Below are 10,512 nucleotides of genomic sequence, written 5' to 3'. Positions count from 1 at the left end.
CCCGGATAGATCTCGACGCCGAGCGCTTCCGCCTTTTCCGAAAGCCACCGACAGACCAGCCCAAGCGAGACGATGTAATTGCCGTGATTGTTCATCAGCGGCGGCATCAGGGCGTTCGGCAGGCGGATCGAACCGGCCGGACCTAAGAACAGGAACTGGTCGTCCTTGACCTCTGTCTTGAAGGGATGCCCCTCCTCCTCGCGCCAGCCGGGCAGCAGCCGGTCGATGCCGATCGGATCGACCACGGCGCCCGACAGGATATGCGCACCGACCTCCGCACCCTTTTCGAGAACGACAACCGAAAGCTCCGGCTCCACCTGCTTCAGACGGATCGCCGCGGCAAGACCCGCAGGACCCGCACCGACAATCACAACGTCGAATTCCATCGATTCGCGCTCGGGCAGTTCCATCGCTTCCGTCATGTCGTCCTCTCAGAGCGCCGGTCCCGTCCGGCTGTTGTTATCGTCGTTTTCCGGCATCTTCGCCGCATTGCCTGCGAGCGGCAAAAAGCCCATCCGCAACAGGGCATTCGCCCTTACCTGTCTTCGCAAAGCACGACGCCTTTGTCGAGCTTCTATAGCGGCAAAACATGTCGCACGCCAGTCGATTGTCAGACAACCTGATGATTGTTTTATTACGTTTACGTCCACGTAAGAAAAAAAATAAAGGTAAGACGCATGGGCGTCAAGGGTAGTTCGCTTTTGCGACAGTTCCACCGCTTATACCCGCAACTGAAACAGCATTTCGGCTAACTTCATCGGCGGCTACATCTCCGCTTCTCCTCCAGAATCGGTCATTGAAATATCATCGAACTCAAGTATAGTTTTTCAACTTGTCCGCGATATTCAATCAATATACTGTCTATGCAAAGAGGAGGGATCTCGATGGAAAATGGTGTTGCGCAGGCATTAGAACTCTTTGAATCCGATGCGTCAGAAGACCAACTGTTAGCTGATCTCGGTAGCAATACATCGGACGATCTCGGCTTCGAAGAAATTCCATTTGAGAGCCGAAAGCGATCGGGGCTCGATTGGTGGACTGATCATGCTGGCGAAATCAAGAAGCTGGTATGTCGGGTTGCCGGCGAAAAAGATGCATCGAGTGCCGCCGTAAAAGACATCGTCCAAGCGGTATTTACCCTGCTCGGTGCCAAGTTCGGTGTTGGGATTGTCACTTACGCGGCAACGATTGCAGCCCGACGGGTTGTTGCGGGATGGTGCGAAATCGATGACCAAAAAGTTAAAGCATGATTTCGAGGCGCTGCATTTTCCCACCATGCAGCCCATAGATTGGCCATTTCAAACATGGATGTCTCCAGAAATTTGGGAGGCTGCTCATTCGCAACTTGCTTGGATCGGCTTTCGTTACGTCGACCTCAACTTCGCTGTGCATACCAGAAACCACGACTTACCGTTTACTTCAGCTATATGCGGGTTTGTTGAGGACGCGACATCTCCTGCTCGAATCATACTACGAGGCGCAACACTCTTCATCGCAATCGATGTCCAAACGCAGATGAAGTGTCTTGCGGCAGCCGCTAGCAATCCAAGTTCGTTTACAGAGAGTCTCGCAGCATTAAAAAACGGAATCGAACTCAGTTCGACCTATAATCGAGCGATAGTTGCAGCGCCATCTCAGCAGGAACTCGCGGACATCATCAGAACGGCCGGCCTTTTGATGAATTTCCTCATCGAACACGAGCTTTCGCATGCCAGAGGAGGGCATCACAAGCTCAAGCACAATTCTGTCCTCACTCCTCAAGTAATCCGTTCGCTCGAACTCGTCGCCGATTACAATGCGATCTTTTATACCCGCATGGCGCTCCTTGCTCCTTTGATCGGGGAAACATCAACCGTCGATGACGTAACTCGGCTCGCCAGACGGTTTGGATACGCGCTGACCGTATTCCTGTTGGCGCGATCATCTCCTCTTGCTGTCGAAGGCTCACGATATCCGAGTTTCTTTGAACGGCTCGCGCTGGTGGGTGGAACAAATCTCGTCGAGTGTTTTAAATCTGAAAATTGGGCGCAATCGGCAACAACTACAGTGCGTCTGCATTTACTGGGAGGGATAAAAGCTGCACTGGTGGATCTTTCGACCACAGGCGAGTTGGAGTTTCCCGAAACATACGCCGCCCTCAATATGCAGACAGCGCCGCAGCGTGCGAACTGCGTCACCTGCAGCGTCTTTGCGCGAGAGATGGCAAAACTTTCTCGCCCACTCGTTTCTGAGATAGCCAATATGGCTGATACGTTGGAAAAATTCGCACCAACGAAGATGGGGTTCAGTAGGGTCGATTACGCTAAAGGCTTGGCGATACCGAGCGCAATTCCCGTATGCGCCTTAGACAGCCCCATACAATTTCGTATCAAGAAGCTATTGCGCTGGCTCTCAAGGCACTAGGTTCCTGACGCATTTATGGCCGCTAAGGGCTAGAAACGGCCTTAACTAAAATCACCCCGCTCAAACCGCCCACTCCTCATCCGTCGTAAACACAATCGTCAGCCACCGATCCGTCCCCTCGCCGCCCAGTGCATCGCCGATTTCGTCGCGGATCGCATCCCATTCCTCAAGCCGTCGGGCCGGCCAGTTCTTCGGCACGATGAAGAAAAGTTCGATCTGCCGGCCGCGGCCGACACGGGCGACGTAGGAATAGTGTGAGGCGAAGCCGAATTTCTCCACCGTCTCGGCGGCCACCCTGTCCACATGCTGCTTGAATTCCAGCGGCGTCACCAGAAGTATGTCCGCGAGCGCCTGTTTCACATTGCCGAGCGGCATGGGGATGATGACGAGGCAGACGAGCGCCAGCACGGCGGGGTCGATATAGGGCGAAAGCCATGCATGCGCCGTTCCCGTCAGCCCGTAACCGATGACGAAGGCGATGAAGAGGGCCATGCTCAACAGCGCGCTCATCAGCCAGCTTTTGGCGTCCAGCGCCACGAAGGCGGATTTCAGCCGGCGGTTCTGTCTTTTGACGAACCATGCCATGGCGAACGAGACTGCGAAGCTGACGAAGGTGACGATGATGGCATAATCGAACTCGATCGCTCTGCCGCCATCCATCAGGCTGTCGACGGCATTGATGAGCGCATAGATCGCAGCACCCATCAAAAGCGTGCCGTTGAGGCCAAGCACCATCGGCTCCAGATGCCAGAAGCCCATGGTGAAACGTTCCACCAGCCGGCCGCCCGGCCTTGGCGTGGCGGAGGCGGCGATCAGCCGCGCCACGACGAGCGCCAGCACCGTCATGAAAGCATCGGTCAGGGCATAAACACCGTCGAAAACCACCGCGAAGGAACCGGAGAACAGGCCCGCGCCAATGCCGAACAGGGCGAGAAGGACCGTGACGGCGATGGAGAATTTCAGCAGAGATTGTTCTGTCATGACGTTTATTTGACCTTCAAAACCGGACGCCACCTTCCTATAAACAGCACATAGATTGCTCACAAGACAGGACAGACCCCAATGGATTTCGGCATTTCCGGCAAACGCGCCCTCGTTCTCGCTTCCTCTCGCGGCCTTGGGCTGGGCATTGCCACGGCACTGGCCAAAGAAGGCGTGCATGTTCTCCTCGTCGGCAGAAGCGGCGAAAAGCTGGAGGCGAATTGCAAGGCGATCAACGCGCTCCGCAAGGGCAAGGCAGACTGGGTATGGGGTGATCTTGCCGACGACAATTTCGTCGGGGCCATGGTTCAGGCCGTCAAGGACAAGCTCGGCGGCATCGACATTCTCGTCAACAACACCGGCGGACCGACGCCGGGTCTCGCCCAGGACATGACGGCCGAGAAGCTGGACACCTTCTTCCAGTCGATGGTGCTACGCGTCATCACGCTCACCAACGCGCTTCTGCCGCAGATGAAGGAACAGGGTTTCGGCCGCATTTTGACCGTCGCCTCCTCCGGCGTGTTCGAACCCATCGCCAATCTGGCGCTGTCCAACACGCTGCGCGGCGCGCTGGTGGGCTGGAGCAAGACGCTGTCGAGCGAAATGGCGGGTTTCGGCATCACCGCCAACCTGCTGCTGCCCGGCCGCATCCACACCGACCGCATCGACGAGCTGGACGGCGCCAACGCCAAGCGTCTGGGCAAAAGCGTCGAGGAAATCCGCGAGGCTTCCGTCAAGAATATTCCGGCCGGCCGCCTCGGCACGGTGGAGGAGTTCGCCGCCGCCGGCGCTTTCCTGTGCTCGGCGCCGGCAAGCTACATCACCGGCACCATGCTGAGGGTGGACGGCGGCGCGGCGAAGTCGAACTGAGGCCGCAAGACGGTTACCGGGCCGCTTCGTAGACCACGAAGCGGTTCCGGCCGGTATTCTTGGCCTCATAAAGGGCCGTGTCGGCGCGGCGCAGAACGTCGCCGGCGCTCTCGCCGGGCTTTGCGAAGGCGATGCCGGCCGAACAGCTGTAACGGAAATCCGGCATGTCCCCGAGGGGCGATGCCTGTTTCAGCGAGGACAGCAAGCCCTGCATGATCGCCTCGGCGCTGAGCATTCGCGAACCGCTGAGGACAAGCAGGAATTCCTCGCCGCCGATCCGGCCAACGAGATCGTCCCGGCCCGCGGCGGCGGAAAGCCGGGCGGCAAAATCCCTGAGGACCAGATCGCCGCAGGCATGGCCGAAACGGTCGTTCACCGCCTTGAAATGATCGATATCCATGATGATCGCGGCGAGCGCCTGCGCCTTGTTGGGGCCGAGCATATGGTTGAGGCTATCCATGGCGTAGCGGCGGTTGCCCAGCCCGGTCAGCTCGTCGCTCAGGGCCGATTTCAACGCCCTGTCGCGCTCCTGCCGAAGATCGCGCAATTCGATGCCGAGTTCGGAAACATCGGTGACGACGCACAGCATCCAGCCGCCCGGCAGGGTCGTTTCGGTCGTCAGCATCCAACGCCCGTCATTCAAACTGGTCTCGATCGTGCGGAAAGGCAGCTTGCCGCGCCGGGTTCTGGCGGAACGCAGCCACAATTCGAAGTCGGAGGTGTCGATGGCAGTGCCGGTTGCGCTGTGATAACCATGGCGCATCATCTCCACCCAGCTCGGAAAATCGTCCGGGCCGATGCCAAGCGCCGTGCGGAACGCCGGATTGGCGAAACGCAGCTCGTCGCCGCCGTCAAAAAGCGCATAACCCTGCTGCGACGTTGCCATGAGGTTCATCAGCTGGCGGGTGAAGACAGCCATATCGCCGTAAACGACACCGGAGCGGTCGAGCGGCACGTCTTCCAGGGAAGGTCGGACAATCTTGCGGGACATGGAATTTCTCAAGGCTACGAAACAACAGGCCATCAACTATAACCCGCCTAGAAATACATCTTATGATTACAAAAATATTTAATACCCGTTGTATCTCATGCCATTTCGACAATCATTACTGCGAGTTCTCATGCTGTTAACAGCAAAACTCTAAGAATATCGCAGAAAAATGCTGCGTTCTTTCACGCGGGCATCGTCAAATCGTTTACCATACAGTCTGCGGCGATGGCCGCGCCTTCCGTCAAGCCCGGCCGGCGCATGGCTGAAAAACGATGAACGACGCTTGCCATTCCACCCCGCCTGTGCAATCAACCGCCCTCCTCTGACATCAGGACGCCAAGAGCTTCCCTTATTTTCACGCCGGGCCGCCTCTTGGGCCGGGCGGGTATCTCTATCGGCGACAAGGATATGGCGATGACGCAAAAGCGGGCTCTCGGCCTCGATTTCGGCACGACCAACACGGTCATGGCTCTTTCCGACGCGGGTGGCGGAAGCCGTTCCATGCGCTTCACCAGCAGCGCGGGCACGGATGACAGCATGCGCACGGCGCTCTCCTTCATGAAGGATGCCGGCCTCGGCGCCGCTGCTCTGCATGTGGAGGCGGGCCATGCCGCCATCCGCCAATTCATCGACAATGCCGGCGACTGTCGTTTCCTGCAGTCGATCAAGACATTTGCGGCCTCGCCGCTGTTTCAGGGCACGCTGATCTTCGCCAAGCGCCAGAGCTTTGAGGATCTGATGGATGTTTTCCTGCGCAAGCTGAAGACCTATGCCGGGGCGGAATGGCCGGGCGACGTCTCGACCGTCATCGCCGGCCGGCCGGTGCGTTTCGCCGGCAGCAATCCGGACGAAGCGCTTGCGCTTGCCCGTTATAACGAGGCGCTGAGCCGGGCCGGTTTTCCCGAGATTCATTATGTCTACGAGCCGGTGGCGGCCGCCTATTATTTCGCCCAGAGCCTGAAACAGGACGCCAATGTGCTGGTGGCGGATTTCGGCGGCGGCACCACCGACTATTCGCTGATCCGCTTCGAAACCCATGCCGGCAAGCTTTCCGCCACCCCCATCGGCCATTCCGGCGTCGGCGTGGCGGGCGACCATTTCGACTTCCGCATGATCGACAATCTGGTCTCGCCGGAAATCGGCAAGGGCAGCAAGTTCAAAAGCTTCGACAAGGTGCTGGATGTGCCCTCCGGTTATTACGTGAATTTCGGCCGCTGGAACCAGCTGTCGATCTTCAAGACCTCCAAGGAGTTCAACGACCTGAAATCGCTGGTGCGCTCGGCGCTGGAGCCGGAAAAGCTCGAGCTCTTCATCGACCTCGTCGAGCATGACGAGGGTTATCCGCTCTACCAGGCGATTTCCGCCACCAAGATGGCGCTTTCGTCTGCGGAAGAGGCGGAATTCAATTTCGCGCCGCTCGGCAAGGCCGGACGCAAGACGGTGAAGCGCAGCGATTTCAACGGCTGGATCGCCGAAGACCTCGGCAAGATCGAGGACGCGCTGGACGAGGTCCTGGAAAAGACGAAGGTTTCGCCGGATGCCATCGACAAGGTGTTCCTGACCGGCGGCACCTCCTTCGTGCCGGCGGTGCGGGAACTCTTCACCCGCCGTTTCGACGCCGACCGGATCGAAAGCGGCGGCGAATTGCTCTCGATTGCCCATGGTCTCGCCATGATCGGCGAGAGCGGCGACATTGAGCGCTGGACAGCGTGATTTGCGGGTTTCCCGGGCGGCGAACATGGGGTAATTTCCCCCCATGATTGCCGCTCACGACCTCTCACCGGCCGAACTCGCCGCCCTTCTGCATTTCCATGCGGATGCGGGTGTGGACTGGCTGCTGGACGAGACGCCGGTCGACCGTTTCGCCGAATTCGCAGCGGCCCGGCCGATGCCGGGCCAGGCGACGGGCGCAACCGCGCGCCCGGCCGGCCAGCAGCCGGTGCAACGGGCGGGCGAGCCCCCCCATCAACCGTCATCCTCGCCGCAGCAGACGAAACGCCCGACGCCGGCGCGTGGCGCGCCGCCCGCCCCGGCGGTGCAGCAGAACGTCGCCATGCCGGACGAACAGGCCGTGGCGGCGGCGCGTTTTGCGGCCGAAAGCGCAAGGTCGCTCACCGAGCTGAAAACCGCCCTTGAAGGGTTCAGCGGCTGCAACCTGAAAAACAGCGCCCGCAATACCATCTTCGCGAATGGCGATCCCGCATCCGCCGTCATGGTCATCGGCCCGATGCCGGATGCCGATGACGACCGTGAAGGCCTGCCCTTCGCTGGCAGGACCGGCCTCTTGCTCGACCGCATGCTGGCGGCGATCGGCCTGGAACGCAGCGGCATCATGCTCGGCAATGTCGTGCCGTGGCGCCCGCCGGGCAACCGCCCGCTGACGCAGGCGGAAATGGATATCTGCCGCCCCTTCATCGAACGCCAGATCGCCCTTGCGGAGCCGAAACACCTGTTGCTTCTCGGCAACTTCACCGCACGTTTCTTCTTCGGCGGCACCGGCACGATCCATACGCTGCGCGGGCAGTGGCGTGATGTCGCAGCCGGACACCTGATTTTGCCGGCGCTGGCCAGCCTGCATCCGCAGGAGCTTTTGAATGCGCCAGCCAGCAAGTCATTGGCCTGGCAGGATTTATTGGCTTTTCAGGCAAGGATTGCCCAAGGCTGACTGCCTCATTGCTGTTCAATGTAAACGAATTATGAAAAAAGCCATGCACAATGCGCATAACAGCGGCGCATTTGGCCCGCTTGCCGAATCCATGCTGCGCTGCGATATACGGCCATGTCTTGGGAGGAATTCGGTTTAAGGAACCAAGGCAATGACCACTCGCTTCCGTCCGGTGCATTCCGGCTTTGAAACACTCCGTCTGGCGGGCCTCGGCCCACGCTCCAGTCAGGGTTACCATCGTTTCGGCGCTGCCGCAAACGAACAGATGACCGCACGCGCTGCCATGCAGCAGGTTCGTGTGACGCGTCCTTCGGCTGTCTTTGCGGATTTCCGCGAGCGCTGAGAGCACTCAGGTCAGTTATCGCTGGTTTACAGATATGATTGCGCGCTGGCGTCTTTCTTCGGGAAGGCGCCTTTTGCTTTTGTGGGTGTTTCCGAGAGCGGGCCGCAGAGCGATGGACCGCGCAAATACTCCGACGTCATTCTCGGGCTTGTCCCAAGGAGCTGCAACGGATCGATTTCGGTGGCGTGTTTGGATCCTTGGGACAAGCCCAGGGATGAGACCGAGAAAATATCCGCCCTTTGTCATGAACTTCAGGGAATAAAGCGCAAGCATACCGCGTGGGGCCTGACAGGTCTCACCCCTGCGGCGTCGAAGCCTTGCGCGCCGCCCGTCTCGCCAGACCCAGTCGGTGCTCGCGGAAGATGATGAAGATGCCGGCGAGGATCACGATTGCCGTGCCGATCAGCATGGTGATGGTGGGAATATCGCCGAACAGGATATAGGAGACCGCGATCCCGAAGACGATGGAGCTATATTCGAAGGGGGCGATGACGGAGACTTCGGCGTGACGGTAACTCTCCGTCAGGAAAATCTGCGCAACGCCGCCGCAGATGCCGCTGGTGATCAACAGCAGCGCCTGCGTCATGCTCAGCGCGCTCCAGCCGAAGGGCACGCTGACCAGCGACAGCAGGGTCGCGGTCAGCGAAAAATAAAGCACGATGGTCGGCGTCTTTTCCGTTTCCACCAGCTGCCGCACCTGGATCATCGCCAGCCCGCCGAGCGCCGCTCCGCACAGAACCGCAATCGCCCCCAGCCCCTCGCCGGCGGCGAAGCCGCCTTCCCGCAGCAGCGTCATCTTCGGCCACAAGATCACCAGCACGCCCATCATGCCGACGAACACCGCGCTCCAGCGATAGATACGCACCTTCTCATGCAGGATGAAGGCGGCGAAGACGACGGCAAGAAGCGGTGAGGCGTAACCGATGGCGATGAATTCCGGCAGCGGCAACATGGTCAACCCGTAAAAACCGCAGGCCATGGACAGAATGCCGAGAAAACCGCGCTTGAAATGGCCAAGAAGATTGTTGGTGTGCAGCGCGCTTGCCAGCGCATGCAGCCAGGCGAGATAGACGACAATCGGGATAATGGCGAAGGCGGAGCGGAAGAAGGTGATCTGGCCGGCCGGTACATCGGGACCAGCGGCCTTGATACAGGTCTGCATGACCAGAAAAAAGCCGACCGAAACCAGCTTCATGCTGATCCCGCGAAAGGGATTCGTCGGTTCGGCGTTCATTGGCAGTTACTCATATCGGCTGCGCAAACACGCCATCGGAAGATTTTCATGCGGGGGAGGACGACGCAGGGGAATTGGATTTGCGCAAGGCTAGAGCATTCCACCTGCCCTTTACATCAAAAAATCTTATTCACCCATGAATTCGGTTGATTTTACGGCTTTTACCGCTGGAAGGCGAGATTGCGGGCGCCGCTCCAGCGGCCAGACAGCGTCACGACGCGGCTGCGGTCACCAGACCTGCGAGCCCCTCCGGGACAATGCGCCCGACGGTTCGGGAATGACAGGATTTAATATGGGCAGTTCAAGAAGCCGGGGACAAACGTCGTTTCCATCACGAATTTTGCGGTTTATTAACCCCGTCGCTGTCGTTAGCCGATCTCCCATGTGAAATTTACCGGAACCTGCGCCATGTCATCCACCAAGTTCGCCACGCTTCCCGCACCGCCCTATTATGCCGTCATTTTTTCCTCCCAACGCACGCAGGCCGATGGCGGCTACGGCGAGACCGCGGAACGGATGGAGCAATTGATCGTGACAATGCCGGGCTATCTCGGTGCGGAAAGCCTGCGCGGGCCGGACGGGTTTGGGATCACGATCGCGTATTTCGATACTGAGGAAAATATCCGCCTGTGGAGGGATCATGCGGAGCATGCAGACGCCCGCATGCGGGGTCGTAAAGAGTGGTATTCACATTTCGAAGTCCGGATCGCCAAAGTCGAACGGGCCTATAATCTCGCCACGGTGCAAAAGGCCTGATCCGCGGAATGCATGCGGCGAAAAACGGTTCCGGCAACGCCTGCCGTGGCTGTGAACGCCGCAGCAAAGGCGACACGCGCTAAAATTTGAAGAAAATAAAATATAATTTCAGCAATCGTTCAACATTTGCTGCGATGGTCCATGGGTCCGGCGGCGGGGAGGATCGTCTGCATGGCCGGAAAAGCCTTCCATGGCGGGACAGAACGTCCTCCCGACGCGCACATGAACGTGACGAATACTTCACCCATTTTACATCCGGGCCTTATGGC

11 protein-coding genes are annotated in these 10,512 nt (G+C 58.9%); 7 read left to right on the top strand and 4 right to left on the bottom strand.

Going from position 1 to position 10,512, the window contains the following annotated elements; genetic code table 11:
* The coding region (locus ACI2KA_RS08925) for an NAD(P)/FAD-dependent oxidoreductase (RefSeq protein WP_404501176.1) at positions 1–422 on the bottom strand (422 nt) is incomplete at its 3' end.
* Between the two features lie 462 nt (positions 423–884).
* Here ACI2KA_RS08925 and ACI2KA_RS08920 point away from each other — a divergent pair.
* Together ACI2KA_RS08920 and ACI2KA_RS08915 are read left to right on the top strand one after the other, a co-directional pair.
* Positions 885–1,250 carry a hypothetical protein gene (locus ACI2KA_RS08920; protein WP_404501174.1) on the top strand — a complete coding sequence of 122 codons (366 nt, stop codon included), beginning with the start codon at positions 885–887 and terminating at the stop codon, positions 1,248–1,250.
* Positions 1,228–2,403: a hypothetical protein gene (locus ACI2KA_RS08915; RefSeq protein WP_404501172.1), complete on the top strand. Its 1,176-nt coding sequence runs from the start codon at positions 1,228–1,230 to the stop codon at positions 2,401–2,403. The genes ACI2KA_RS08920 and ACI2KA_RS08915 overlap by 23 nt, the downstream gene beginning before the upstream one ends.
* A gap of 60 nt (positions 2,404–2,463) precedes the next feature.
* On the opposite strand, the gene ACI2KA_RS08910 is transcribed toward ACI2KA_RS08915, so the two are convergent.
* Positions 2,464–3,384 carry a cation diffusion facilitator family transporter gene (locus tag ACI2KA_RS08910; protein WP_404501170.1) on the bottom strand — a complete coding sequence of 307 codons (921 nt, stop codon included), beginning with the start codon at positions 3,382–3,384 and terminating at the stop codon, positions 2,464–2,466.
* An 81-nt stretch (positions 3,385–3,465) separates the two neighbouring features.
* Between ACI2KA_RS08910 and ACI2KA_RS08905 the strand changes: the two genes are divergently transcribed.
* Positions 3,466–4,254: an SDR family oxidoreductase gene (locus tag ACI2KA_RS08905; protein ID WP_404501168.1), complete on the top strand. Its 789-nt coding sequence runs from the start codon at positions 3,466–3,468 to the stop codon at positions 4,252–4,254.
* Between the two features lie 13 nt (positions 4,255–4,267).
* On the opposite strand, the gene ACI2KA_RS08900 is transcribed toward ACI2KA_RS08905, so the two are convergent.
* Positions 4,268–5,245 carry a GGDEF domain-containing protein gene (locus ACI2KA_RS08900; protein WP_404501167.1) on the bottom strand — a complete coding sequence of 326 codons (978 nt, stop codon included), beginning with the start codon at positions 5,243–5,245 and terminating at the stop codon, positions 4,268–4,270.
* A 414-nt stretch (positions 5,246–5,659) separates the two neighbouring features.
* Between ACI2KA_RS08900 and ACI2KA_RS08895 the strand changes: the two genes are divergently transcribed.
* From ACI2KA_RS08895 to ACI2KA_RS08885, 3 genes are all read left to right on the top strand, one after another.
* On the top strand, positions 5,660–6,958 hold the full coding sequence (locus ACI2KA_RS08895) for an Hsp70 family protein (RefSeq protein WP_404501165.1): 1,299 nt from the start codon (positions 5,660–5,662) through the stop codon (positions 6,956–6,958).
* Between the two features lie 43 nt (positions 6,959–7,001).
* A complete protein-coding gene (locus tag ACI2KA_RS08890) occupies positions 7,002–7,910 on the top strand; it encodes a uracil-DNA glycosylase family protein (protein WP_404501163.1) in 909 nt (302 codons plus the stop codon).
* 151 nt (positions 7,911–8,061) lie between these two features.
* Positions 8,062–8,253: a hypothetical protein gene (locus tag ACI2KA_RS08885; protein WP_003509784.1), complete on the top strand. Its 192-nt coding sequence runs from the start codon at positions 8,062–8,064 to the stop codon at positions 8,251–8,253.
* A gap of 295 nt (positions 8,254–8,548) precedes the next feature.
* Here the strand turns inward: ACI2KA_RS08885 and ACI2KA_RS08880 are convergent, their stop codons facing one another.
* Entirely contained in the window at positions 8,549–9,487 is a 939-nt protein-coding gene (locus tag ACI2KA_RS08880) for a DMT family transporter (RefSeq protein WP_404501161.1), read from the bottom strand.
* A 408-nt stretch (positions 9,488–9,895) separates the two neighbouring features.
* On the opposite strand from ACI2KA_RS08880, the gene ACI2KA_RS08875 reads away from it, so the two are divergent.
* Positions 9,896–10,243, top strand: a complete 348-nt coding sequence (locus tag ACI2KA_RS08875) for an antibiotic biosynthesis monooxygenase family protein (RefSeq protein ID WP_404501159.1) — start codon at positions 9,896–9,898, stop codon at positions 10,241–10,243.
* Positions 10,244–10,512 lie beyond the last annotated feature (269 nt).

Origin of the sequence: Agrobacterium sp. NPDC089420 (assembly GCF_044900305.1) — a bacterium.
Lineage (GTDB): Bacteria > Pseudomonadota > Alphaproteobacteria > Rhizobiales > Rhizobiaceae > Agrobacterium.
The sequence above is the reverse complement of the archived record's forward strand: the minus strand, read 5'-3'. Positions and strand labels throughout refer to the sequence as shown.

Bases quoted from the DNA above. Each gene is read 5' to 3' on its own strand.
- ACI2KA_RS08915 (WP_404501172.1), top strand. From the start codon at position 1,228: ATGACCAAAAAGTTAAAGCATGATTTCGAGGCGCTGCATTTTCCCACC.
- ACI2KA_RS08890 (WP_404501163.1), top strand. From the start codon at position 7,002: ATGATTGCCGCTCACGACCTCTCACCGGCCGAACTCGCCGCCCTTCTG.
- ACI2KA_RS08900 (WP_404501167.1), bottom strand. From the start codon at position 5,245: ATGTCCCGCAAGATTGTCCGACCTTCCCTGGAAGACGTGCCGCTCGAC.
- ACI2KA_RS08885 (WP_003509784.1), top strand. From the start codon at position 8,062: ATGACCACTCGCTTCCGTCCGGTGCATTCCGGCTTTGAAACACTCCGT.
- ACI2KA_RS08880 (WP_404501161.1), bottom strand. From the start codon at position 9,487: ATGAACGCCGAACCGACGAATCCCTTTCGCGGGATCAGCATGAAGCTG.
- ACI2KA_RS08875 (WP_404501159.1), top strand. From the start codon at position 9,896: ATGTCATCCACCAAGTTCGCCACGCTTCCCGCACCGCCCTATTATGCC.
- ACI2KA_RS08920 (WP_404501174.1), top strand. From the start codon at position 885: ATGGAAAATGGTGTTGCGCAGGCATTAGAACTCTTTGAATCCGATGCG.
- ACI2KA_RS08910 (WP_404501170.1), bottom strand. From the start codon at position 3,384: ATGACAGAACAATCTCTGCTGAAATTCTCCATCGCCGTCACGGTCCTT.
- ACI2KA_RS08895 (WP_404501165.1), top strand. From the start codon at position 5,660: ATGACGCAAAAGCGGGCTCTCGGCCTCGATTTCGGCACGACCAACACG.
- ACI2KA_RS08905 (WP_404501168.1), top strand. From the start codon at position 3,466: ATGGATTTCGGCATTTCCGGCAAACGCGCCCTCGTTCTCGCTTCCTCT.